Below are 24,821 nucleotides of genomic sequence, written 5' to 3' on the forward strand. Positions count from 1 at the left end.
ATTTTATTTAAGGAAAAGCCATGACAGCGGGTAAGTTTATTGTGATTGAAGGGTTAGAAGGAGCGGGCAAAACAACAGCTATTAATACTGTCGCTGCTGTCTTAAAACCACATCATGATCTGGTGTTTACCCGTGAGCCGGGTGGAACACCGTTGGCAGAAGCGCTACGAACCTTAATTAAGCAAAGCGTGAACGATGAGCCCTTAACCTATAAGGCAGAACTATTAATGTTTTATGCAGCGCGTATTCAATTAATCGATAACGTGATCAAACCTGCTTTACAAGCGGGTAAGTGGGTTGTGGGTGATCGTCATGACATGTCTACTCAGGCTTATCAGGGCGGAGGGCGTCAGCTTGATGCTAAGTTTATGTCGATGTTAAAACAGATGGTACTGGGTGATTTCAAACCTGATCTGACCATCTACATGGATATTGCGCCAGAGATTGGTCTGATGCGTGCCAGACAGCGTGGTGAACTTGATCGTATTGAAAAAGAGTCATTAGCTTTTTTTGAACGTATACGTGCCCGTTATCTGGAAATTGCGCGAGCTGATCCGTCGGTGATTATCATCGACGCGGCTCAGGATATTGATAAAGTCACTGATGATATAAAAATTAAATTAAATCAATGGCTTAAATTTCACCCGGTAAATTGATATGCTAAATTATCCATGGTTAGTTAAACCTTATCAGCAACTTGTTGAGCCCATTGTACAAAACAGGGCGCACCATGCTCTGTTAATTAACTACGTGCAAGGCTGCGGGGAAGGTGAATTGATTACATTGCTGGCTAATCGCCTGCTTTGTTTAACACCGGATCAAGGTCAGCCATGTGGTCATTGTCACAGCTGTTTACTGTTTAAGGCGGAAACTCATCCGGATTTTTATATCATTACTGTTGAGAAAGATAAAAAGACCATTGGTATCGATCAGATTCGTCAGCTTACCACTAAAGTTTATGAGCACTCGCAACAAGGCGGGGCAAAAGTTATCTGGGTTAAAGAAGCGGGTTTAATGACAGAAGCAGCTGCTAATGCGCTGCTAAAAACGCTGGAAGAGCCACCGGAGCAAACATTTTTTATTCTAAGTGATGCACAGTTGAATAAATTACCGGCCACTATTCGTAGTCGCTGTGGTTATTTCTATTTAGCGGCACCGGAGCTGGATGACTCAGTAAACTGGTTAAAACAGTATTATCAAAATTACAATGATAATCAGCTGGCAACAGCGTTGTTACTTAATCATCAGGCACCACTGGCAGCAAAAGTCTTACTGGAGCCGGAGCACTGGCAAAAACGGGAGCAATTTTGCCAGACATTGACTGAGTTGATTCCGACCAATCAGTTCTGGTTACTGTTACCAGCGTTAAATAATGATGATGTGTTGTTTCGGTTACACGGATTTTGTTCATTACTGGCGGATGCAATGAAAGCTCAGAATAAAGCCGGTAAGTTTATTACTCATCGTGATCAGGTACCGCTGGTGCGTCTGCTGGCCAGAATTGAAACGACTAAATTGCTGGCTTTATATCAGCTTTGGCAACATGCTTTGCAGCAATTAACCAGTATTGCCGGACTTAATCAGGAACTGGTACTGAGTAATCTTTTAGCGCAATCAGAATTAATTAATACCTAGGTAAGTCGGATACAATAAAAATAAAAGGTTTGGAGTGAGTTATTTATCAATTGAGTTCGCTATTTTATTTTTAGTCTTTTTGGGACTGTACTGGTCATTACAGCAAAAAACAAAATGGCAAAACTATTTATTATTACTGGCAAACTATGGTGTGGTGGCATCGTTTGATGTCTGTTTTGCCCTAGTTTTAGCGGGTTATTCAGCTGTTATTTACGGGCTGTCGATAGCTATTGCCCGTAATCCTGAGCAAAATAAATGGTTTGTGATCTCAATTGTTGCTGCAATTGGTAATCTGGCGGTGTTTAAATACTTCGATTTCTTCCGGACTGTATTGCAAGATGTGCTGAATTTGCTGGGGCTGAATGTCTTACTACCAGGCCTTGAAATTATTATGCCAATTGGTATTTCATTCTATACCTTCCACTCTGTCAGCTATCTTTTTTCAGTTAAGAAAGGGGAGCTGGATGTGCCTCACTGGAGTGATTTTGCGCTATTTTTATCGTTCTTCCCAAGTATCGTTGCCGGACCAATTAACCGCGCAAAAGCGTTTTTACCGCAGATACAGACTCAAAGTATACGTGAAGTTTTAGAGCCTCACCGGGCATTTACTCTGATTTTACTGGCGATTATCAAGGTTTATTGGTTAAGTGCGGTACTGGCGCAGCACTGGGTTGATCCGGTATTTGCCAGCCCGATGGAGTATCATACTCTGGACTTGATCTTTGCTTTATATGCTTATGCGATCCAGTTGTATTTAAATTTTTCCGGTTATACCGATTTAGTAACAGCAATAGCTCTGTTGCTTGGGTTCCGCTTACCAATAAACTTTAATACTCCATATCTGGCCATGAATCTACGTGACTTTTGGAATCGCTGGCATATCAGTTTATCCACATGGATTCGGGATTATGTGTATATTCCGCTCGGTGGTAATCGCAAAGGATTTAGCCGTACCCAGATTAATCTGATGCTGGCGATGTTATTGTCTGGTTTGTGGCACGGTGCAGGGCTGAATTTTATTGTCTGGGGGGCGATACACGGACTAGGTATGGTGGTGCTTAATGTCTGTGATCACTACTTTGGACGGGATCGTATTACACATCATTCAACATTGATTGCTAAACTACTGACTTTCCACTATGTCTGTTTTGCCTGGATTTTCTTCCGTAGTACCAGTTTTATGGAAGGGATGGAATACCTGTCAGCGATGGCAGATAATTTCACGGGTGTTGAGCTGCATTTTAACTCTTTAATTTATATTATTTTACTGTTTATTTTTTACTGTTTCTATCCGGTGCTGGTGAATGTTCCGCAACAATTTTGCCGTTTGATTAGCCAGGTTAACTGGATCGCTTTACCGTTTCTGTTTATTGCTATTTTGTGGCTGGTGATTAGTTTTGCTCCGTCCGGAATACCCAATTTTATCTACGCAGGTTTTTAGGTTATGAATCGTTCGGTACTAAAAATAGGCTATGTCATTTTGGTGACACTCATAGGGCTGATGTTTCTTTATCAGCGCTCTGTGGAGCTCTATTGGCAACAAACGTATCATAAATCCTCACCATTTTATGTACTCTGGCAAAATTCGGTATTATCTGTTGGTGAAGATATTACCGATGCGTTGACGCAGGAAGAAGAAAGACAAATCGCTTTAGTGAGTCACTGGCAGGACGAGCTGGTACATATTTTCAATTATGGAGAAACTATTGAAACTACGGAACAGGAAGAGTCTGAACCAGTTCAACAAATTGTGGTACAAACAGATGAGAAGCCAGCTGGACAGGTAAGAACAGTTCATCCGGAAACGACAATTGCAGAACCGAAACCGGCAGTGAATATTACACAGACTCATTCTGAGGCGGTTAGCGCAAAACCAATAACAAAGCCGGAGATAAAGCCGGTTACAGAAACTGAACATCAGAGTGCAACCAGTGCTGCTACTGCAAAATCTGAACTCAAACCGGATGAGCAACCACCAGCTAAAATTGTTGAAGCTGTGCCACAAGTGATTAAACAACCGGTAGCCATAACCCGATTAGATATTAAGCCTTTAGTGGAGTCAGACACTAAAACTGAACCTGTGGTTAAGCCAACGACCAAACCGGAAGTTAAACCACAAGCTAAGCCTCAGGTAACGACAGAAATAAAACCTGAAGTGCAAACTGAAATCAGTACTGAAGTGAAACCTGAGCCAGAACCTAAGCCAAAACCGGCACCAAGGCCCAATGAGACGGTGCAACATAAACCTCCCGCTAATTTAATTACGCATAATGCTGAGATACAGCCGGCAGAGCCAATTATTATCACTTCAAAAGATAAGATCTTTTTTGCAGGGGACTCTTTAATGCAGGGTGTAGCACCACGTGTAAAGAGATCGCTTTATCAACAGTATAAAATCGAGAGTCTGGATTTAAGCAAGCAGAGTACTGGCCTCTCTTACCCACGTAGTTTTAACTGGCCGAAAGTGATTGAAGAGACACTGGATAGTGATGAGACTATCAAAGTTCTCGTCATGTTTTTAGGCCCTAATGACCCGTGGAATTTCCCGGTCAGTGGTCGTTCAGATTATCTGGTGTTTAAATCAGAACAGTGGGAAGCGACCTATCGTTATCGTATCGATCGTATTCTTGAAGCAGCACAAAGCCATAACGTACAGGTTATCTGGCTTGGTGTGCCTTGTATGAGAAAACCAAAACTACATAATGATATGTTATATCTGAATAGTTTATATCGTGCAGAAGTTGAGAAGTTTAATCAGCATTATATTCCAACCAGCGAACTGCTGGGTTGTAGTGATGAAGGCTATGCAAATTTTGTTACCAGAGATAAAGACAGTATCAAAGTTCGTATTGATGACGGTATTCATTTTACTGTACCGGGTCAGCGAATTTTGGTGGAAAAAGTATTAGAACAGTTAACTGTAAACACAGTTTCTGAGGAAGTGGTCAATGTGCAGTAGCCAATTATTGAAATTTTTGATGGTTAATCTTAGTTTATGCATGGGGTTAATGATGACAAATAGCAACGCTTTTAGTATGCAGAGCCCGGTTCCTGATACCCACTCATTTCGTGGGATTATCGATTTTGGTGATACGAATAGTCAGCGTTTTAAAGGTCAGTTAAATAATCTGGCGCAAGATAATTCGACTCATGTGGTATCGATTACTCAGTTTGGTGATTCTCACTCTGCGGCAGATTTTTTTACCGGTGAACTACGTGTTCTGCTGCAAGCTAAATATGGTGATGCCGGGATCGGCTGGGTAACACCGATGTCAGTACAAGGTCAGTATCATACGGCTGTTTCGTGGAAGAGTAAGAACTGGCAATTGTTTACCAGTCGTAACGTGAATAATCGTGATTTCCCGATGGGGGGGTATATCGCTGAACCGACTAAAAATGGTGGCTATATTCAGGTTATTCCTAACTCACTGCCAGGTGTCTGGAAGACGGTTCTAACCTATAAGCCGCTACGCAGGACGACTGACTTCTATCTGATGGATGCCAATAACAGGCGTAGCACGGTTAATACCACGAATAATAAACTCAACCATTGGCAGACGACTTCTGCTACTGTTTCAGCCCCTTTTTCTGTGATGGCAGATAAAGGTGGGGTGGAACTGGGTAGCATCTGGTTACAAAAAAATAACCAGTCAGGCGTGATTGTGTCATCAATTGCGACCAATGGCGCCAGGCAGTCAATCTGGCAGAAATGGTCAGCAAACTGGTATACGGAGCTGACTGCTTCAAAAAGCGATTTAGTGATTTTAGCTTATGGCACTAATGAATCGTTTGATGCTCAGCTTAAACTGGATGAGTATAAACAGAATCTGATCGATAATATTAAGCATGTCAGACAGGCACTACCTCATGCTGCACTGTTAATTATGAGTTCGCCAGATACGATGCTGGCGGGCGTGAAAGGTAATACCTGTTTTGAGCGTCAGCCACCAAATTACCATCAAATCCGAAATATTCAGCAGGATATCGCCAGAGAGTATCAGACTCTTTATTGGGACTGGCAGACCGCGATGGGGGGTGATTGTATTATTGAAAAATGGATGCTGATGGATTTGGCTAAACCTGATTTAGTTCACCTGACTAAAGCCGGATATATGGAAAGTGCTAAATTCTTTTATAATGATTTAACTGAATATTTAGCTCGTCAGTAGCCTCTTAAAATGCTAATGAGTTATCATTTTATGCATAAATTTTGGACAAAAGCCAAGAGCCCTCTGTATTATTGAGTAACAATTTGCTATTGTTCGCATATTACAAGATTATCTATTTAAACAGGAAATATTATGTCATCTCCAATTATTGTTGCTGTTGACTTTGCTGATATCAAATCAGCATGGAATTTTATTGATAGAGTAGATCCGGCTGATTGCCGTTTAAAAATTGGTAAAGAGTTATTTACCCATGCCGGACCTGATTTTATTAAACAGATTCATCAGAAAGGCTTTGACGTTTTCTTAGATTTAAAATTTCACGATATTCCAAATACAGTCGCCAATGCAGTAACTGCAGCAGCTGATCTTGGTGTCTGGATGACTAACGTCCATGCCAGCGGTGGTTCACGCATGATGCAGGCAGCTAAAGATGCGCTATATTCATATGGTAAAGATGCACCATTACTTATTGCTGTAACTGTACTTACCAGTATGGAAAGTTCAGATTTACAGGAAATCGGTATTAACGCTTCACCACTAGAACAAGCAACTCGTCTTGCTATGCTGGCTAAAAACTGTGGTTTAGATGGTGTGGTGTGTTCAGCCAAAGAAGTACAGAGCTTTAGAACGCGTTTAGGCAGCGATTTTAAATTAGTCACTCCGGGAATTCGTCCGGTCGGAACTAACCCAGATGATCAGCGTCGTATCATGACGCCGCAACGCGCACTTGCTGCCGGTTCTGATTACTTAGTTATCGGTCGTCCAATTACTCAGGCGGCGGATCCGATGAAAACTTTAAAAGAAATTTTAGAAACATTGGATTAATGGTAAACAGATGACTCATTCTGATAACCCGTTAGTGTATTCAACCGATACCGGACGCATTAAATCTGAGGCCGTACCAAATGAACGGCCTAAAGGTGATGGTATTGTACGTATTCAGCGTCAGGTTGCTGGTCGTAAGGGGAAAGGAGTTTGTGTGATTACCGGTTTGGATCTGAATGATACTGACTTAAATAAACTGGCAGCAGAACTGAAAAAACGCTGTGGTTGTGGTGGTTCTGTGAAAGACGGTGTGATCGAAATTCAGGGTGATAAACGAGATCTGTTAAAAGAACTGCTTGAAGCTAAAGGCTTTAAAGTTAAGCTGGCAGGTGGTTAATCTTATTTCTATCAATAAGAATATGTAAACATCATCACTTAGTTGATAAAATCCCGGTTATTGCCGGGATTTTTATTTTCAAACTCTCGTTATCCTATTTAGAATTTAAATTTTTGCTTATTTTGGTAAAAATATAAAAGTGATTTTCTCTTTCTTCATAGCTCTGGATTCTCTTTATCTAAAGCGTGTTTAATGCTTGTTGAATCAGCAAACCATGCCATAAAACTTTTGACTCCTGTCACATTAATGATTTTTAATCAGAAGATTGTCTGATGATACATTGATTAATCATTTTGGCGTTTTTATACTGAAATACACATCCATATACTGGTGTTTTGAGTGATTGATTTTATAAAGGGTATAGAGAAGTATTTGATTACAGAAGTATCCTGAAGTTTTATTTCATCATAATTGGGAGAGAACGATGCCTCATACTGATGTTTATAAAAGAGATATCTATAAAAACTCTTGCTTAGCATTTAAAACCGTTACTGATGATTTTCGGTCAACGTGGCATGCTCATCCTGAATTTGAGATTGTTTATATTGAGTCCGGTTTTGGTTGTTTACATTATGGCAAGCAACAGCATATATACCAAAAGGGCGATATTTTTGTCTTAGGTCCCTGGGTTCCTCATGAGTTTTTAGAAAAAAGTAAAAATCACCACTCTATTTCCTTGTTGTTCAATAATGATTTTATTATTCCGGGTTTTTTAGACTGCGAGTTAGCTCAGGAGATTAAAGCGTTTTTAAATAAAGCACGAATGGGGCTAGTTTTTAATGCCAAAATGGAGCAGTCAGAAACGGATATTATCAAACTGGTCTTATCTCAATCAGGATTAGATAGGGCGATTCATTTACTGTTTTTGTTGAGAAAATTTTCTGAACAGCCAGTCTCACAAGTATTAAGTAATACACCGGAAGAGCAATGTTGTAGTAAAACATTCGCTAAGTTACAGGATATTTTAGCATTCATTCACAAAAATGCTTATCGTAAGTTACTGCTAGATGAGGTAGCAACTCAGTTTTATATGTCGCGTAATCACTTGTCCCGCTTTTTTACCGAAAACACTGGTTTTAGCTTTTCACAATATCTTTTGAAGCTACGTATCGAACGTGCCAGTGAACTTTTACTCAAAAGTACGAAGCCGATCACACATGTTAGCGAAGAATCAGGTTTCGATTCAATATCTTCATTTAATAGAAGTTTTTTACGAGAAAAAGGTCTGTCTCCAAGAGAATTTCGTAAACAACTCAAAAATACTTGAGAACTATTCCTATTTAAAACAAATTGCATAATTTTCTGTGCAATTTGCATATTTCTTTTTTTACTTCTTCATTATTGTACAAACTAACAATTATTTGTCATTAACAGTTGTTAAGTTTGAGGTGTGATTAATGAAGAAAATTCTGAAAATTCATCCTGCTGATAATGCCATTGTGGCACTAAAAGATCTGCAACAAGGCGAGATCGTGAACTGGCACAATGATTCTTATCAGCTGGTAAGCCACGTTTCCGCAAAACATAAATTTGCTACCAAGCCATTTAATATTGATGACATTATTGTGATGTATGGTTCACCTGTTGGTAAAGCAACTCAGTCTATTGCTAAAGGTGAAGTGATTACAGTGAATAATATTCGTCACTACGCGGCAGAAATTAATCTGACTGACGGGCAGGATTATCACTGGCAAAAACCAGATGTAACGAAATGGCAAAATCGGACTTTTAATGGTTTTGTTCGTGATGATGGTCGGGTTGGTACGGCGAATTATTGGTTAATTATTCCACTGGTTTTCTGCCAAAATAAAAATGCTCAGAAGCTGCAACAAACGTTATCTAAACAGCTAGGTTATGCAGCTGATGATTATGGTGATGTAGTGTTATCACTCTTAGGAGAGGAAAGCACCAATCCCCATTTGCAACCGCAAAACCGACCATTTAAAAATATTGATGGGATCAGAGTTCTTAACGTTAATAGTGGTTGTGGTGGCACTGCTTTTGATTCTGAGTCATTATGTAAAATATTGGCTGCTTATGCTGATCACCCAAATGTCGCCGGGATTACCGTTTTTGGCTTAGGTTGTGAAAAGGCACAAGTTTCTTTATTTGATAAGGTCTTAAAACAGCGCAATCCTCACTTTAATAAACCGTACTTATTCTTTTTGCAGCAAGATTCACACAGTGAAGAAGAGATGATGAAAGAGGCCATTCGTCAAACCTTTACTCAGTTGCAAAAAGTGAATCAAATTACCAGACAGCCAGTCCCTCTTTCAAAACTTAAAATTGGTGTGAAATGCGGTGGCTCCGATGGTTTCTCTGGTATTTCTGCGAATCCAGCAATGGGTGTTGTGTCTGATATTGTGGTTGCACTTGGTGGGGCTTCAATACTGGCAGAATTTCCGGAACTGTGTGGTGCCGAAGGGGATATTGTCTCTCGTTGTGTTCACTTTGAAGATAAGCAACACTTCATCTCTTTGATGAAAAGTTATGAATATCAGGCTAGTCAGGATAATGCTTCTATTTCAGATAATCCAAGTCCGGGCAATATTAAAGATGGTTTAATCACTGATGCGATTAAATCACTGGGAGCCTCGAAAAAAGGTGGGCATGCGCCAGTTAGTGCCGTTGTTGATTATGGTGAACCTGCGCCTGACTCCGGGCTATCACTTGCCTGTACCCCCGGAAATGATTTAGAAGCCGTAACCGGACAAGTTGCGTCTGGCGCTAATCTGGTGATTTTTTCAACGGGACTAGGTACGCCAACCGGTAATGCTATTGCGCCAGTACTTAAAATTGCCACCAACACGGCAGTAGCTAAAAAGCTCGATTACATGATTGATTTTGATTGTGGTCCTGTTATTGAAGGTGTTTCTTTGCAAGAGGTAGGAGAACAACTTCTTGAACGTGTCATCGAGGCAGCGAGCCGAGATTATATCGTCAAAGCAGATCGACTGGAACAATATGATTTTCTATTTTGGAAACGTCAGGTTTCATTATAAGTGTTTGTCATTTAACACCAATGATAACAATAAGTTATTTGAATTTAAGCATAGGTATGAGGTAGAGAATGGAAAAAAGTATAGAGGTTAAAACGAAAAGAAAAGGCTTACCAAAGGCCCATCCAATTTCCTGGTGGATGCTGGTTGTAACAACGATGGCTATTTTAATGAATTCAATTGACCGTTTGATTTTACCTACTTTGATGCCAGCCATCATGGAAGAGTTTAATTTAACGACAATTGAGGCAGGCTTTTTAAATTCACTGAGTTTTATCGGAACATTTTTAGGCGCATTAATTCTTGGATTCTTTTCTGATTATATTGGTTCTGGCTATAAGCGCTGTTATAGCTGGGTGATAGCGGTTGCCATTGAAATTGGAGCGGGTGTTGCCACGGCATTTTGTAAAACCTTAGGTGCATTTCAGGCTTTACGTATTGTCATGGGATTTGGTAGTGGGGGTTCAGAGCCGATCAACGTGGCACTAATTGGCGAATGGTGGCAAAAAGAAAACCGTGGCTTTGCCATTGGTTTACATCATACCGGATTTCCACTTGGTCAGTTCGTAGGCCCAGTACTAATTGGTGGTGTTATTGCATTAACTGCATCATGGCGCGATGTGTTTTTGTTTATTCCACTACTGGGGGTGCCAATTATCATTATTCAATTAATTATTGCCACGCCTAAAAAACAAAAGAAAGTCTACGACTGGATTAAAGACAATGGTATGACAGTGCCAATTGATGAAACACCAGTAGCAAAACCAACATTTAAAGAAACATTATTTTCTGGTCTTAACTGTTTAAAAAACCGTAACTGTTTACTGGCCATTATTTTATTCTTTGGCTTTATTTGGGCTGAAATGGGGATTGCGACGTTTTTAACAGTGCATTTAACGCAAGAAGTAGGTTTAGATCTTGCTACCGCAGCGGTAATTTCCGGAGCATCTGGCTTAACTGGCTGGATAGGACAAATTTTCTGGGGACATTATTCAGATATGAAAGGTCGTAAAATTTGTCTGGGTGTCATTATTGTTGGTTGGATTGCTGCAGCAATCGCCTGTAACTTCATTGTGTCTGTGGCCACAGGCTGGATTATTTTAGTTGGCTGGGGACTATTTCGTAACTCTCCATTCCCGGTGATTTATGCTTTCTTAATTGATTCGGCACCAAAAGCGGCTGCATCAGGTATGGGACTCATGATTGGTATTGCACTGGGTAGTGCCGGGTTCTTAGTAGCACCAATCGCCGGTTGGATAATTGCTGACTTTGGTTTTACCACTCACTATATGGTGATTACAGCAGCACTACTTTTATCATGTATTCCGCTCTTTTTAATGAAAGAAACAGTGAAACAAGTGGCATAAATGTGAGGCGGTTTACATTTTTAAGATAACAAGAATCAGGTAGTCTGAAAGCGTGATATCCTTGTCTGGTAACGTTTACTGGCAATCCCTTTAAGACTACTTGAAAGCAGAGAAGAAAATATGAGGTTATTATGATTGAGAATCTATTAACAATATTAAATAACGCTAAAGTGATCGATTTGAGTCAGACTTTTGAAGAAGGTATGCCAGTAGCACCAAGTCATCCAAAGTTTTATCAAAATGAAGTGGACTCAATTAAAAAAGGGGATGTCTCTTATCTTAACGTTCTGACCATCGGTGAGCACTGTGGTACACATGTGGATGCACAAAATCATTTTGTTGATGATGGCGAGCCCATTGATAAGATGCCCTTACAGCAGTTAGTTGGTCGTGGTGTGGTGATTGATATTGCAGCACTGCCAGACAATGGTGTTGCTACTCTTGAAATGATTATGGACTGGGAAAAGACGAACGGTAAAATTCGTCAGAATGATATCGTTCTATTTTATACAGGGCATGAAAAATATTGGGCGTTGAAACCAGATTATGCACCGTTTATGTCAAACTGGCGGGGGCTGTCCAGAGAAGGGGCAGAATACTTGCGTGATATTGGGGTGAAAGCAGTAGGAACAGATTCAATGGCGCTGGATGCATTTAAACCAGAATGTGGTGGATACCCGGCGCATGACGCGTTACTTGGGGCGAATATCCCTATTCTGGAAAATATTGCCAATCTGAAGTTACTCACCAAACCGTTTGTGTTTATGGCGTTTCCACTAAAGATTAAACACGGTTCGGCTTCACCACTGCGCGCTGTGGCATATATGGAGAGTTAACTGAATATTTAAATGATCACAGTGGCTTTAACAGAAAATCGTGAATATCATCAGAAATAAACTGGTCAACAAAATTGACCAGTTTTGTTTTATATTAAGCACTAAATCATTATTAATATTTTAATAACCTATTGATTTTATTAAAGAAATTTAATTTCAGGTTTATGATGTAACAGATTGATTTCAATGAATATTTTCTATTTACATCTATCCCCAAATTCTTGTCAGATTAAGTTTATCCATTCAAATTTTATAGTAATACTCAGTATTTAAAGACTAGCCCACCATATTTAAACAGCTTCTCTGACGCTTCTATAAATTTACTTCCGTTTGCTTCCGTTTCGTGCAATAAGTTATGATTACAATCACTCTTTTCATTGATCATTCTATTTATACTTAGCTTAACTTTTTAGTGAGGTTTCTATGTTTACAGAAGAAAGGCATAAAATCATTCTTTCCTATTTAGATAAACATGAAAAAGCAACGGTACAGTATTTTTCAGATTATTTTAATGTATCCAAAGAAACCATTCGGAAAGATTTAGGCATACTCGCCGGGCAGCGTCTGGTTATTCGTTGTCACGGTGGAGCGATGGTACTCAGGCATAAGTTTGTCAGTGATATTACCTCAACAGAGAGTATTGCGTCTTTGTTAACCAAATATCAAAAGAACAAACATAAACATCGGGGCGAAAAAATGAATGGTCAGGTTTGTATTTTAGGTTCATTCAATGTGGATATTGTGGCTCAGGTCGCTCGGTTCCCAAAAGGTGGTGAATCGATTATGGCTAAAAAAAGCATGATTGGACCGGGCGGTAAAGGGGCTAATCAGGCTATGGCGGCCAGCTATGCAGAAGCTAAAGTTCACTTTGTAGCAAAAGTTGGCAAAGATCAGTTTAGCCAGTTTGCTTATGATCATCTTTCCTCATCTAAAATCGATTCTTTCACGCTTTATCAGTCTGATAAAGAACCTACCGGCAACGCAGTGATTTACGTCTCTGAAGAAGATGGTGAGAATATGATTGCTATCTATTCCGGCGCTAATCTGACCTTAACGGATGAAGAAATTATTGCGCTGGAAGCGAACTTAAAAAATGCCGATATTTTACTGGTGCAGCTGGAAAATAATTTTGATGCCATGTGTAACGCTATGAAGTTAGCTAAAGCACTGGGTGTGCAGGTGATACTCAACCCAGCCCCTTATTCTGCAGAGGTGATGAAGGCGCTGGAATATATTGATATTATTACACCGAATGAGACCGAAGCCAGTTTTATGTCGGGGATTGAAATCACGGATTTGGATAGTGCAAAACAGGCAGCGGAGAAAATTTATTCACTCGGCGTACAAACCGTCATTATCACGCTGGGCAGTAAAGGTTCTCTGATTTTTGATGGGAAACAGCATCAACATATTAAACCTTTCCCGGCGGTACCTGTGGACACCACCGGGGCAGGAGACGCTTTTAACGGTGCATTTTGTGCATCACTTGCTAAAGGACAATCAACTTATCAGGCAGCAACTTACGCTTCAGCATTTGCTTCTTTAGCTGTTGAACGGGAAGGGGCGTCGAACATGCCTTCTCATCAGCAAGTTTTACAACGAATGAACAATAAATAGTTCATGATATAAGAGGATACAAATAATGACTAACGAACCGAAGAAGATTATTCTTGATTGCGATCCGGGCCATGATGATGCTATTGCTCTGTTGCTTGCCCATGGCAATCCAAATATTGAATTATTAGCTGTTACAACAGTTGTTGGTAATCAGACACTTGAAAAGGTAACGCGTAATGCTTTGGCTGTTGCGCGTATTGCTAATATCACTAATGTGCCGTTTGCTGCCGGGTCTTCAAGACCACTGGTCAGAACGATTGAAGTGGCACCAGATATTCACGGGGAGTCAGGTCTGGATGGTCCGGTACTGCCTGAACCAGTGATTAGTCTGGATTCACGTCATGCAATTGATTTAATCATCGATACCATTATGTCTCATCCACCAAAAACGATCACACTGGTACCAACCGGAGGTTTAACCAATATCGCTCTTGCTGTCAGAAAAGAACCAAGAATTGCTGAACGCGTGAAAGAAGTGGTGCTGATGGGGGGCGGTTACCATGTGGGTAACTGGAGTGCGGTGGCGGAGTTTAATATTAAAATTGACCCGGAAGCTGCACATATTGTGTTTAATGAAAAGTGGCCACTGACCATGGTTGGTTTAGACTTAACTCATCAGGCACTGGCAACACCAGAAGTGATTGAAAAAATTGCAGCGGTAAATACTCAGCCTGCTCAGTTTGTGCTTGAGCTACTTGAGTTCTTTGGCAAGATGTATAAAAAAGCGCAAGGATTTACTTATCCGCCAGTGCACGATCCTTGTGCGGTGGCTTATGTGATTAACTCAGCGTTAATTGAGACTAAACGTGTGCCAGTCAATATCGAATTAACCGGTACTTTAACGCTTGGTATGACAGTGGCTGATTTCCGCTTCCCGGCTGATGAGAACTGTCATACTCAGGTTGCAACAAAACTGGATCATACCGGTTTTTGGGATCTGATTGTGGATGCGTTAAAACGTATTGGTGAGGTTAAAATATGACAGAAAATACCTCTACGGATAAACAAAGTGTCGTGACACTGATGGTGGCGCTACTCGCCGCCTGTGTGGCTTTCCAGCTTAATGCCAGTATGTTAAGCCCGGTTTTAGTCACTATCGCTAATGAACTACATACTAATGACGCCGCAGTTGGGTTATCCCAAACTGCTTTCTTCACTGCTGCAGCGTTATTTTCACTGTTCCTGCCAAGACTAAGTGATATTCAGGGACGTAAGAAAGTCTTAACCGGTATGCTGTTTATCATGATGCTGGGTACGTTACTGGCTGCTCTGGCTCCAAATATTACCGTACTGTATATTGCCAGAATTATTCAGGGGGTGTCGGGACCAGTGGTTCCACTATGTCTACTAATGCTTAGCCATGAAGTTAAAGACGCTAAAAAATATGGCATGTTGATGGGAGTGGTGACTGCTGTTAACGGTGGTATTGCAGGGATTGACGCGATCGCTGGTGGGCTTCTGGCTGCTAACTTTGGTTTCCGCTCAGTGTTTTGGGTAATCACTGTGGTTGCTGCCATTTCAACTTATTTAGTACATCGTTTTGCTCGCGAGTCAAAACCTTCAGCTGGTACTAAGATGGACTGGGTGGGTGTATTACTCCTTGTTCTGACTATTGCAGGTTTACTGCTTGCACTTAATGAGGCAGGAAAACTGGCAGGGGCCAACTGGCTGATGGTGATTGGTCTGGTTATTTTCTCTGCTGTCTGTTTTGGACTTTTCTGGAAAGCAGAAAAAACCAATAAACAACCTTTGGTGACTACAGAGCATTTAAAACTGAGAAGTACCTGGGCGCTGCTTTTGACCACCACATTAACCATGACAGGTATTTTTGCGGTCGTGAATGGTCTGGTGATGTCCATCGCTCAAAACCGCCAGGTAGGTTTTGGGCTTGATGCTGACTGGGCTTCTTTAATATTTTTAACACCTTATGCGTTAATCGGCTGGCTGGTCGGGCCTTTCTCTGGTCGCTTAGCACCAACATTTGGCTATACACGCGTATTAAAACTGGGTCTGGTTGGTTGTATTGTTGGTATTTTACTGACGATGTTCCTTGGTCTGCATTCACTGCCGATCCTGACCATTGGTGTTATTATTCTGGGTATTTTCTATGCGGGGATGGCTAACATCATTCTTAACGGTCTTGGCGTGGTGTTATCTCCGTCAGATAATCCGGGATTTTTACCGGGTATGAATGCCGGTGCATTTAACTTAGGTGCAGGGCTTAGTTTTGCTTTATTACCAGCGATGCAGGTAATGACAGACAGCTCTGGTGGTAGCTCAATTGATGGTTATTTTAACGGTATGATGCTGGGACTGGTCATTACTGTGCTGGCTTTACTTTGTTCATTCCTGATCCCAAGACCGGTGAATGCGGAAGTATAGGTAGTCTTAATACTTGATGTTAAAAGGTGTTATTAGCGGTATATGCAGATATATTGTTGATAGCACTTTTTTATGCCTGCGATTTTACAGACAGAATGAAAAAGGGGGGTTAGATATGTGGGATGAAAATAAAATCTGGCAGAAATAAGAGTGACTCACTTCTGCCAGATTAAGATAGTTAGATAATAAGATCTTATTATGCTAAATGACCGCTTGCAGTACGCATTTTCTTGCTGATATCACGACGTTCTTTAGAAATTTCAGCATTTTTGATGATGAAGTCATCAACACGATCATCGTAGTCACTTTTCATATTCGCGATAATCGCCTGAATTTCTTCATAGCTCATACCCGGCTTGATATAGTCGCTTAAGTTTTCAAGTAATAACACACGTTTTTGGTTATCGCGGATTTTCTTCTCGTTATCAGCGATTTCGCGTTTTAATTTATTTAAACGACGAGATAAACGAACATACTCCAGTACATCTTGAAACGATGGTTTAGTTGCTTTTTCCATTTATAAACCTCTTTGATTCTGATTAATATAGCACTTTCGTCAGTATATAACGTTCTACGATAAATGTTGAGCGTTAAGTTCGAGTAGTGAGTTTAATTTAATATCCGCTAAACACCAACGCGGATTTTCACGGTTTTCTGCTGGTGGTACTACAATCGAGCGCATACGTGCTGCTTTTGTTGAAACCATACCAGCAACTGAATCTTCAATAGTAATACAGTTAAGTGGGCTAACACCGAGTTGTTCTGCTGCTGTTAAATAGACTTGTGGGTGCGGCTTGCCATATGGCATATATTCAGCAGAGATACGCACCTGAAAGTAATTCTCAATATTGAGTAACTGAGTCACCGCCGTAATGACGCGCATAGCAGAAGATGATGCTAAACCAATTTTTAAACCAAGAGACTGACACAGTTGTAGTGATTCAACCACGCCTGGCAGAACCGGCTTGGTTTCAATGATACGGCGAATAGCTTCCTGAATAATACGATTGGCCATCTCTTCCGGATCGATCATCTTTTCTGGTGCGGTGTGGCAGAACATTTCAACCACTTCATTGATACGTAGTCCGGTAGTCACAATACCTAATTTGGCTAAGGTTTTATCACGATCTAAACCATATTGAGGAAGAACAAAACGTTCAGCTTCATCCCAAAGAGGCTCGGAATCAACTAAGATTCCATCCATATCATAGATCACAGCTTGTGGTTTAAAAATATGACTCATGATTTTAACCTTAAAAGTTTGTTAATTGATAGACAGATCATTATCTGATGATTTTGTGCTATATCTTAACATGGTTAGTTAATGATTTGTATGTGGGAAGTTAAAAGGCGGCAGATTATTTGATGCTCAAGTAAATGAGCAGAGCGTTGGGGATAAAGCTAATATTTGATTCTCAACGTATTTTTCAAACGGATAAGTATTGTATTGGCCTGATAAAACATATTCTATCAGGCAATATGAATCAAAAGCTGAATTAAATAGTACGAGTTCTTCAATAATCATTAAGTCACTGGTAAATGAGCCATCTTCCTGTAATTCAAAATAGCGGTTTACTTCCTGGCTTGATGACTGTTGATAAGCTCTGACAGCCTTAACAAAATGTTCAGGTGTGCGCATACGGGTAATCCATGTAGCAAAATTGAGCGGTAAGCGTTCACGTTGTACACGGTCAATGATAAAACCGGATTCGGTAAAAAAAGTCATCCATTCACCGGGTGTATAGTCACGTACATGAGAGGTATCTCTCAGTGCTTCAACTGTTTGTAGCCAGATGTCAAAGACCGGATGGCCGGGTGATACTACATCGATAATAATAATTTTTCCGCCCGGTTTTAGTACACGATAGGCTTCACGCATCCCTTTACCAACGTCCTGCCAGTGATGAGCAGAGTAGCGGCTTAACACAATATCAAAACTTTGATCAGGGAAGGGTAGTTTCTCAGCGATGCCTTGAGTCACGGATAAGTTATGATATTGACGTTCTTTAGCCATTGCAGCGACCACATTTAACATATCAGTTGATAAGTCGTAAGCAACCACTTCTTTAGTCGTCTGGGCTGCAATAAAACTGACATGGCCGGCTCCACATCCCATATCTAGTACACGGGCGTCAGGATAGGATTTAAGCGTTGCAGTCAGATAGTCTAAATCATTTCCCTTGGCGTGAACCTGACTGGTCAGATAAGCCTGTGCCTGTTCGCCAAACTGACGGTCAACTTTATCGTGATGGTTACTTGATGACATAGTATTCCTTATTGAGAGGATAATACGATGAATAAAATCAATAACTTAATTTTATAATTTATTGATTTTATTGCATTTTTATTTTAAACGAATATTAAGCCAGAAACTTAGGAATATTCTTTTCATAAGCACTAATCGCATCTTCGTGTTGTAGCGTTAGTCCGATATTGTCTAAGCCATTTAGCAGGCAGTGGCGTTTAAAGGCATCGATCTTAAATGGATAACGTTTTTCTCCGGCGATAACAACTTCGTTTTCCAGATCAACGGTAAACTTCATACCTTCGTTCGCTTCAACCAGCTTAAATAACTCATCAACTTCTGCTTCTGACAGAGTCACCAGTAATAATTGGTTGTTAAATGAGTTGTTATAGAAGATATCGGCAAAGCTGGAACCAATAATCGTTTTAAAACCATAATCGGCCAGTGCCCATGGAGCATGTTCGCGCGATGAACCACAACCAAAGTTTTCACGGGCTAGTAAAATGCTCGCGCCAGCGTAACGTGGTTTGTTTAACGTGAAGTCAGGGTTAGGTTGTTTACCTGCGTCATCTAAAAATCGCCATTCATGAAAAGCATGAATACCAAAGCCAGTACGCGTGACTTTTTGTAGAAACTGCTTTGGAATGATTGCATCGGTATCGACGTTTGCTGCATCTAAAGGCACCACTAAGCCGGTATGTCTGATAAATTTAGCCATGATGTTGCTCCTTAAAATGCGTGACGAATGTCAGTGAAATGACCAGTAATAGCTGCAGCAGCTGCCATTGCCGGACTAACTAAATGAGTACGAGCATCGCGCCCCTGACGACCTTCAAAGTTACGGTTACTGGTTGATGCACAGCGATCACCCGGTTGTAATTTGTCATCATTCATCGCTAAACACATAGAACAACCCGGTAAGCGCCATTCAAATCCGGCTTCAATAAAGATTTTATCTAAACCTTCAGCTTCTGCCTGTGCTTTAACCGGACCAGAACCCGGTACAACTAAGGCCTGTACACCATCAGCCACTTTACGGCCTTTAGCAATAGCAGCAGCAGCACGTAGATCTTCAATACGAGAGTTAGTACAAGAACCGATAAAGACTTTATTGATCTGAATATCAGTCATTTTAGTGCCGGCTTTTAAGCCCATATAATTTAAAGCGCGTTGTGCGGATTGTTGCTCGATAATATCGGTAAATGAATCCGGATTTGGTACCACTTGATCAATGGCTGTTACCTGACCCGGGTTTGTTCCCCAGGTTAACTGTGGAGCAATATCTTTGGCTTCAAGTGTAACGACTTTATCAAATACTGCACCTTCATCTGTTTTTAAGGTTTTCCAGTAAGCGACAGCTTTATCAAAATCGCTATTTTTTGGTGAGAACTGACGGCCTTTAACATAAGCAAATGTTGTGTCATCTGGTGCAACGATCCCCGCTTTAGCACCCATTTCAATGGCCATATTACATAATGTCATACGACCTTCCATGGATAAGTCTCTGATTGCTTCACCACAGAACTCAACCACATGACCTGTACCACCAGCACTGGTTGTTTTACCAATGATAGCCAAAATAATATCTTTAGCGGTAATGCCTGGCGCTACGTGACCTTTAACTTCAATTTTCATGGTTTTGGCACGCGCTTGTTTTAAGGTTTGTGTGGCAAGTACGTGTTCAACTTCGGACGTACCAATACCAAACGCTAAAGCACCAAAGGCACCGTGTGTTGCTGTATGTGAGTCACCACAAACAATAGTCATACCCGGTAAAGTCATCCCTTGTTCTGGACCAATAACATGGACAATACCACGTAGTGGGCTGCCAATATCATAAAGTGAAATACCAAATTCTTTAGCATTTTTGGACAGTTCAGTTAACTGAATACGCGCCATCTCACTACAGGCACTTAGTTCATTACTTTTGGTTGAAGTATTATGGTCCATCGTGGCAAAGGTTTTATGTGGCTGGCGCACTTTACGGTGCATCGCACGTAGCCCATCAAAAGCCTGCGGTGATGTTACTTCATGCACTAAATGGCGGTCGATATATAAGATTGGTGTTTCGTTTGGTGCTTCATAAACCACATGTGCATCATACAATTTTTGATACAATGTTTTTGGTGTATTGGTTTTAGACATTGTTCGATTACCCCGTTAATTTTTATTCTTTAAAATCGTGATTTTTTAGTTCACGACTTTTATCATTCATTATTCTAAACAACTTATATTAAGCAGCTAAGATGATTTGGCTAATCACATCACCCATTTCATCAGTTGAAACAGATTTACCGCCTTTTGCTAAATCAATTGTACGATGGCCTTGTTCAAGCGCCTGATTAACTGCTTTTTCAATCGCAGTGGCAATATCATCACGCTTAAAGCTATAGCGAATCAGTAATGCTAATGACAAAATTTGTGCTGCTGGATTAGCGATATTTTTACCCGCGATATCTGGTGCTGAACCGCCTGCTGGCTCGTATAAACCAAAGCCTTGCTCATTTAAACTGGCTGATGGTAACATCCCCATTGAACCAGTAATCATCGCGCACTCATCAGAGATGATATCACCAAACAGATTAGAACAAAGTAAGACATCAAACTGTGATGGATCTTTGATTAATTGCATTGTCGCATTATCAATATACATATGTTCAAGTTGGACATCCGGGTAATCTTTAGCGATGCCATTAACTACCTCACGCCATAAAATAGAGGTTTGTAATACGTTAGCTTTATCAATCGAGGTAACTTTCTTGTTACGTAACCGTGCTGCTTCAAAACCCATTTTAGCGATACGCTCAATTTCGTAGCGGTAGTAAACTTCGGTATCAAACGCTCTTTCCTGAATACCTGTTCCTTCACGACCTTTTGGTAAACCAAAATAGATCCCACCGGTTAATTCGCGCATACATAAAATATCAAAACCTTTTTGAGCTATATCTTCACGCAATGGACATAATTCTTCTAAACCTTTGTATAAACGAGCAGGGCGCATATTAGCAAACAGTTTAAAGTGTTTACGTAGTGGTAATAAGGCACCACGTTCAGGTTGCTCGTCTGGTGGTAAATTTTGCCATTTAGGGCCACCAACAGAACCAAATAAGATTGCATCGGCTTTTTCACAGCCTTCTAACGTTTCTTTTGGTAGTGGGGTACCGTGTACATCAATCGCTGCGCCACCAACGTCATATTCACTGGTGGTGATCGATAAGTTGTATTTTTGACGAATACTATTTAGTACTTTATAGGCTTGTCTCATGACTTCTGGGCCGATGCCGTCACCGGGTAGTACTGCGATATGGTAGTTCTGTGACATTCTTAAGTCCTCAATATTTTAAATTTAATTCGTTGTTATTCTGTCTATTTCACTGTTATTAAGCATGTAAGCGCTGTTTTTCTTCTGCTACTTGTGATGCACGGTAAACGTTATTTAATACGTTGATCAATGCTTTAGCTGAAGACTCAACAATATCGGTTGCAAGGCCTACACCATGGAAACGACGACCTTTATATTCCGCCACGATATCCACCTGACCCAAGGCGTTTTCACCTTGTCCTTTACTGGCTAATTTATAAGAAACAATAGAGACCGGGATATCCGTAATACGGTTAATCGCCTGATAAACAGCATCAACCGGACCATTACCTGTTGCAGCATCAGATTTTTTCTCACCATTGATGACTAAGCTCACAGATGCTGTAGAGACAACCGTTGAACCTGATTGCACATTAAAATAATCTAACGTGAAATGATCCTGATCATCTTTCAATTTATCCATGAAGATTAATGCTTCTAAGTCATAATCAAAGACCTGCCCCTTCTTATCTGCTAACTTTAAGAATGCATCATAAACCGCATCTAAACTGTAGTCATTTTCACGGTATCCTAACTCATCTAAACGATGTCTTACAGCCGCACGACCAGAACGAGAGGTTAAGTTCAACTGAATTTGGTTTAAACCGATAGATTCAGGTGTCATAATTTCATAAGTTTCACGATTTTTTAAGACGCCATCCTGATGGATACCTGATGAGTGAGCAAATGCATTGCTACCAATAACTGCTTTGTTAGCCGGGATTGGCGTATTGGCTAACTGGCTGACGATTTGACTGGTACGGTAGATTTCCTGATGGTTAATATTGGTGTGAACATTTAATAAGTTTTGGCGGACTTTGATTGCCATAATGACTTCTTCTAATGCACAGTTACCTGCACGCTCACCTAAACCATTCATCGCACCTTCAATTTGGCGGGCACCGGCTTGTACAGCAGTAATTGAGTTGGCAACCGACATACCTAAGTCATCATGGCAGTGAACGGAGATCACGGCTTTATCAATATTAGGCACACGATTAAATAAGGTAGTGATAATTTCACCAAATTGATAAGGTACAGTATAACCAACGGTATCGGGGATATTGACTGTGGTTGCACCGGCAGCGATTGCAGCTTCAACAATACGGCATAAGTTATCAATCGGTGTACGCCCAGCATCTTCACATGAAAATTCAACGTCATCAGTGTAGTTACGTGCACGTTTAACGCTGTGAATTGCGCGCTCAACGACATCATCAAATGACATACGTAACTTATCGGCTACGTGTAAAGTTGAAGTAGCCATAAAGGTATGGATTCGGAAAGCTTCAGCAACTTTCAACGCTTCTGCTGCTACGTCAATATCTTTATCCACGCAACGTGCTAATGCACAGACGCGACTATTTTTAATCGTTCTGGCAATGGTTTGTACTGATTCAAAGTCACCCGGAGAAGAGACAGGAAACCCGACTTCCATTACATCAACGCGCATACGTTCAAGTGCTAAGGCGATTTGTAGTTTCTCTTTTACGCTTAAACTCGCTTGTAAGGCCTGTTCACCATCACGCAATGTCGTATCGAAAATAATAACCTGGTCGCTCATTTTTAGTTTCCTTTTCTGTTTGTTTGCGCTACGAGGTGATTGTCTTGAATCCGGGCATAAAAAAACCCGCTCGTAGCGCGGGTTTTCTTGAATTTAAGTAGAGTATCTAAACTATATTTACTCCACACACAAGCTATCCGCGCAAGACGATGCGAGGAGGAGGCTGAGGTTTAAAGTAGTTATAGTTGATTTCAACATTCTTTACTCTAAAATGGTTAATTAAATATAAAATAATTGACGTTATTTCTATCAAATTGTAGATTTACTGTCAAGCAACATTTTCATCTTTATCATAAAAGGCCTGATCAATTATGTCATCATATCGTCTGGATAAGCAGTTAGCACAACAGATCGTCGACCGAACTATGAATATTATTAACTGTAATATTAATGTGATGAATGCCAAAGGACGTATCATTGGTTCTGGTGATCATGAACGGATCGGTGAACTGCATGAAGGTGCATTACTGGCGCTATCCCAAAAACGGGTGGTGATGATTGATGATGCGATGGCAAAGAGTTTGTATGGTGTAAAACCGGGTGTAAATTTGCCTTTGCAGCAAGATGGTGAAATTGTTGGTGTAATTGGTTTAACCGGTGATCCTTCAGGCCTTAAGCAAGTGGGTGAACTTGTGTGTATGTCCGCAGAGATGATGATGGAACAAGCCCGTCTCCTGAACGAAGTGGCACAAGATAGTCGTCTGCGTGAAGAGCTAGTGCTGAGTATGATTAAAACCGAAGAGCTGTCTGCCAATCTGATTGAGTGGGCACAGCGTTTAGGGATTGATTTATCTCTTCCACGCGTTGCAGTTGTGGTTGATGTTGATAGTGGTCAGCTGGGTGTTGAAACCGCAATGAAAGAGCTGCATCAGCTGCAAAACTTTTTAGCCATGCCTGATCGCTCTAATCTGGTAGCGATTCAGTCACTGACTAGTCTTGTCGTTATTATTCCGGCACTCAATAACTTTGGGCGCTGGGAGCTGGAAGAACATAAAAGTCGCTTAAATAAATTGGTGGCACAGGCGCAAGAGTTTAGTAGTTTAAAAATTCGTACCGCACTTGGCAATTACTTTCCAGGTGAGAGTGATAATATTGTGAAGTCTTATCAAACTGCACTTGCGACGATGGTAGTTGGTAAGCAAAGGATGCCGGAAAGTCGTAACTACTATTATCAGGACTTGGTTCTGCCGGTTCTTCTGGATAGTTTAAGTTCTGGCTGGCAGGCCTCCGAACTGCTTAATCCATTGAAAAAATTAAAATTAATGGATACTCATGATGTATTAATTAAAACCTTGCGTGTCTGGTTTAAATATAATGTACATATGAATGAAACCTCTAAAGCGTTATATATTCACCGTAATACGCTTGAGTATCGTCTTAATAAAATTTCAACGCTGACGGGGTTGAACTTGGAGCTATTTGACGATCGTTTAAGACTTTATATTGCCCTGCAACTCGATGCCAGCTGATTTATAATTTATCCA

21 protein-coding genes and 1 pseudogene are annotated in these 24,821 nt (G+C 40.7%); 15 read left to right on the forward strand and 7 right to left on the reverse strand.

Translation table 11 applies throughout. From position 1 onward, the window contains the following. Nucleotides 1-20: 20 nt before the first annotated feature. The 14 genes from tmk to uriT all read left to right on the forward strand — a co-directional run bounded on the left by tmk (nt 21) and on the right by uriT (nt 16,167). Nucleotides 21-656, forward strand: coding sequence for a dTMP kinase (tmk, locus tag IPMB12_RS03965; RefSeq protein ID WP_166915168.1), 636 nt, complete (start codon nt 21-23; stop codon nt 654-656). A 1-nt stretch (nt 657) separates the two neighbouring features. Next, on the forward strand, nt 658-1,635 hold the full coding sequence (holB, locus tag IPMB12_RS03970; RefSeq protein ID WP_166915170.1) for a DNA polymerase III subunit delta': 978 nt from the start codon (nt 658-660) through the stop codon (nt 1,633-1,635). A gap of 34 nt (nt 1,636-1,669) precedes the next feature. Further along, complete coding sequence (locus tag IPMB12_RS03975) at nt 1,670-3,076, forward strand: MBOAT family O-acyltransferase (RefSeq protein ID WP_166915173.1); 1,407 nt, start codon at nt 1,670-1,672, stop codon at nt 3,074-3,076. 3 nt (nt 3,077-3,079) lie between these two features. Continuing rightward, nucleotides 3,080-4,594, forward strand: coding sequence for a DUF459 domain-containing protein (locus tag IPMB12_RS03980; protein ID WP_166915175.1), 1,515 nt, complete (start codon nt 3,080-3,082; stop codon nt 4,592-4,594). Between the two features lie 52 nt (nt 4,595-4,646). Further along, nucleotides 4,647-5,804, forward strand: coding sequence for a GDSL-type esterase/lipase family protein (locus IPMB12_RS03985; protein ID WP_166915177.1), 1,158 nt, complete (start codon nt 4,647-4,649; stop codon nt 5,802-5,804). Between the two features lie 132 nt (nt 5,805-5,936). Continuing rightward, nucleotides 5,937-6,629 carry an orotidine-5'-phosphate decarboxylase gene (gene pyrF / locus IPMB12_RS03990; protein ID WP_166915178.1) on the forward strand — a complete coding sequence of 231 codons (693 nt, stop codon included), beginning with the start codon at nt 5,937-5,939 and terminating at the stop codon, nt 6,627-6,629. A 10-nt stretch (nt 6,630-6,639) separates the two neighbouring features. Then, nucleotides 6,640-6,966 carry a stress response translation initiation inhibitor YciH gene (yciH, locus tag IPMB12_RS03995; protein ID WP_166915180.1) on the forward strand — a complete coding sequence of 109 codons (327 nt, stop codon included), beginning with the start codon at nt 6,640-6,642 and terminating at the stop codon, nt 6,964-6,966. A 424-nt stretch (nt 6,967-7,390) separates the two neighbouring features. Next, on the forward strand, nt 7,391-8,233 hold the full coding sequence (locus IPMB12_RS04000; RefSeq protein ID WP_166915182.1) for an AraC family transcriptional regulator: 843 nt from the start codon (nt 7,391-7,393) through the stop codon (nt 8,231-8,233). Nucleotides 8,234-8,363: 130 nt separating this feature from the next. Then, the gene (locus IPMB12_RS04005; protein WP_166915184.1) at nt 8,364-9,968 is read left to right on the forward strand and encodes a UxaA family hydrolase; all 1,605 of its coding nucleotides are present in this window, start codon (nt 8,364-8,366) and stop codon (nt 9,966-9,968) included. Nucleotides 9,969-10,036: 68 nt separating this feature from the next. Beyond that, the gene (locus tag IPMB12_RS04010; protein ID WP_208293543.1) at nt 10,037-11,332 is read left to right on the forward strand and encodes an MFS transporter; all 1,296 of its coding nucleotides are present in this window, start codon (nt 10,037-10,039) and stop codon (nt 11,330-11,332) included. A 131-nt stretch (nt 11,333-11,463) separates the two neighbouring features. Then, a complete protein-coding gene (locus IPMB12_RS04015) occupies nt 11,464-12,168 on the forward strand; it encodes a cyclase family protein (protein WP_166915186.1) in 705 nt (234 codons plus the stop codon). 423 nt (nt 12,169-12,591) lie between these two features. Beyond that, a complete protein-coding gene (gene rbsK / locus IPMB12_RS04020) occupies nt 12,592-13,785 on the forward strand; it encodes a ribokinase (protein ID WP_166915188.1) in 1,194 nt (397 codons plus the stop codon). 25 nt (nt 13,786-13,810) lie between these two features. Continuing rightward, nucleotides 13,811-14,767 (forward strand): uridine-preferring nucleoside hydrolase UriH, encoded by a 957-nt coding sequence (gene uriH, locus IPMB12_RS04025; protein ID WP_166915191.1) that lies wholly within the window; start codon nt 13,811-13,813, stop codon nt 14,765-14,767. After that, nucleotides 14,764-16,167 carry a uridine transporter UriT gene (uriT, locus tag IPMB12_RS04030; RefSeq protein WP_166915193.1) on the forward strand — a complete coding sequence of 468 codons (1,404 nt, stop codon included), beginning with the start codon at nt 14,764-14,766 and terminating at the stop codon, nt 16,165-16,167. The genes uriH and uriT overlap by 4 nt, the downstream gene beginning before the upstream one ends. Before the next feature lie 196 nt (nt 16,168-16,363). Here uriT and tmaR read toward each other — a convergent pair whose 3' ends face one another. From tmaR to leuA, 7 genes and pseudogenes are all read right to left on the reverse strand, one after another. After that, on the reverse strand, nt 16,364-16,684 hold the full coding sequence (gene tmaR, locus IPMB12_RS04035; protein WP_166915195.1) for a PTS system regulator TmaR: 321 nt from the start codon (nt 16,682-16,684) through the stop codon (nt 16,364-16,366). 54 nt (nt 16,685-16,738) lie between these two features. Further along, complete coding sequence (gene hxpB / locus IPMB12_RS04040; RefSeq protein ID WP_166915197.1) at nt 16,739-17,410, reverse strand: hexitol phosphatase HxpB; 672 nt, start codon at nt 17,408-17,410, stop codon at nt 16,739-16,741. A 270-nt stretch (nt 17,411-17,680) separates the two neighbouring features. Continuing rightward, nucleotides 17,681-18,433, reverse strand: a pseudogene (locus IPMB12_RS04045) (class I SAM-dependent methyltransferase); the annotation flags it as partial. Nucleotides 18,434-18,527: 94 nt separating this feature from the next. Further along, entirely contained in the window at nt 18,528-19,130 is a 603-nt protein-coding gene (leuD, locus tag IPMB12_RS04050) for a 3-isopropylmalate dehydratase small subunit (protein ID WP_228720398.1), read from the reverse strand. 11 nt (nt 19,131-19,141) lie between these two features. Next, nucleotides 19,142-20,557 (reverse strand): 3-isopropylmalate dehydratase large subunit, encoded by a 1,416-nt coding sequence (gene leuC, locus IPMB12_RS04055; protein ID WP_166915201.1) that lies wholly within the window; start codon nt 20,555-20,557, stop codon nt 19,142-19,144. Nucleotides 20,558-20,645: 88 nt separating this feature from the next. Further along, nucleotides 20,646-21,734: a 3-isopropylmalate dehydrogenase gene (gene leuB / locus IPMB12_RS04060; RefSeq protein ID WP_166915203.1), complete on the reverse strand. Its 1,089-nt coding sequence runs from the start codon at nt 21,732-21,734 to the stop codon at nt 20,646-20,648. Nucleotides 21,735-21,792: 58 nt separating this feature from the next. Further along, nucleotides 21,793-23,337, reverse strand: coding sequence for a 2-isopropylmalate synthase (gene leuA, locus IPMB12_RS04065; RefSeq protein WP_166915205.1), 1,545 nt, complete (start codon nt 23,335-23,337; stop codon nt 21,793-21,795). 311 nt (nt 23,338-23,648) lie between these two features. Between leuA and IPMB12_RS04070 the strand changes: the two genes are divergently transcribed. Next, the gene (locus IPMB12_RS04070) at nt 23,649-24,806 is read left to right on the forward strand and encodes a CdaR family transcriptional regulator (protein ID WP_166915207.1); all 1,158 of its coding nucleotides are present in this window, start codon (nt 23,649-23,651) and stop codon (nt 24,804-24,806) included. The last annotated feature ends 15 nt before the right edge of the window (nt 24,807-24,821 follow it).

The organism is Zophobihabitans entericus, assembly GCF_011745665.1.
Lineage (GTDB): Bacteria > Pseudomonadota > Gammaproteobacteria > Enterobacterales > Orbaceae > Zophobihabitans > Zophobihabitans entericus.

Bases quoted from the DNA above. Each gene is read 5' to 3' on its own strand.
- tmk (WP_166915168.1), top strand. From the start codon at position 21: ATGACAGCGGGTAAGTTTATTGTGATTGAAGGGTTAGAAGGAGCGGGC.
- holB (WP_166915170.1), top strand. From the start codon at position 658: ATGCTAAATTATCCATGGTTAGTTAAACCTTATCAGCAACTTGTTGAG.
- IPMB12_RS03980 (WP_166915175.1), top strand. From the start codon at position 3,080: ATGAATCGTTCGGTACTAAAAATAGGCTATGTCATTTTGGTGACACTC.
- IPMB12_RS03985 (WP_166915177.1), top strand. From the start codon at position 4,647: ATGACAAATAGCAACGCTTTTAGTATGCAGAGCCCGGTTCCTGATACC.
- pyrF (WP_166915178.1), top strand. From the start codon at position 5,937: ATGTCATCTCCAATTATTGTTGCTGTTGACTTTGCTGATATCAAATCA.
- yciH (WP_166915180.1), top strand. From the start codon at position 6,640: ATGACTCATTCTGATAACCCGTTAGTGTATTCAACCGATACCGGACGC.
- IPMB12_RS04000 (WP_166915182.1), top strand. From the start codon at position 7,391: ATGCCTCATACTGATGTTTATAAAAGAGATATCTATAAAAACTCTTGC.
- IPMB12_RS04005 (WP_166915184.1), top strand. From the start codon at position 8,364: ATGAAGAAAATTCTGAAAATTCATCCTGCTGATAATGCCATTGTGGCA.
- IPMB12_RS04010 (WP_208293543.1), top strand. From the start codon at position 10,037: ATGGAAAAAAGTATAGAGGTTAAAACGAAAAGAAAAGGCTTACCAAAG.
- IPMB12_RS04015 (WP_166915186.1), top strand. From the start codon at position 11,464: ATGATTGAGAATCTATTAACAATATTAAATAACGCTAAAGTGATCGAT.
- rbsK (WP_166915188.1), top strand. From the start codon at position 12,592: ATGTTTACAGAAGAAAGGCATAAAATCATTCTTTCCTATTTAGATAAA.
- uriH (WP_166915191.1), top strand. From the start codon at position 13,811: ATGACTAACGAACCGAAGAAGATTATTCTTGATTGCGATCCGGGCCAT.
- uriT (WP_166915193.1), top strand. From the start codon at position 14,764: ATGACAGAAAATACCTCTACGGATAAACAAAGTGTCGTGACACTGATG.
- tmaR (WP_166915195.1), bottom strand. From the start codon at position 16,684: ATGGAAAAAGCAACTAAACCATCGTTTCAAGATGTACTGGAGTATGTT.
- hxpB (WP_166915197.1), bottom strand. From the start codon at position 17,410: ATGAGTCATATTTTTAAACCACAAGCTGTGATCTATGATATGGATGGA.
- leuD (WP_228720398.1), bottom strand. From the start codon at position 19,130: ATGGCTAAATTTATCAGACATACCGGCTTAGTGGTGCCTTTAGATGCA.
- leuC (WP_166915201.1), bottom strand. From the start codon at position 20,557: ATGTCTAAAACCAATACACCAAAAACATTGTATCAAAAATTGTATGAT.
- leuB (WP_166915203.1), bottom strand. From the start codon at position 21,734: ATGTCACAGAACTACCATATCGCAGTACTACCCGGTGACGGCATCGGC.
- leuA (WP_166915205.1), bottom strand. From the start codon at position 23,337: ATGAGCGACCAGGTTATTATTTTCGATACGACATTGCGTGATGGTGAA.
- IPMB12_RS04070 (WP_166915207.1), top strand. From the start codon at position 23,649: ATGTCATCATATCGTCTGGATAAGCAGTTAGCACAACAGATCGTCGAC.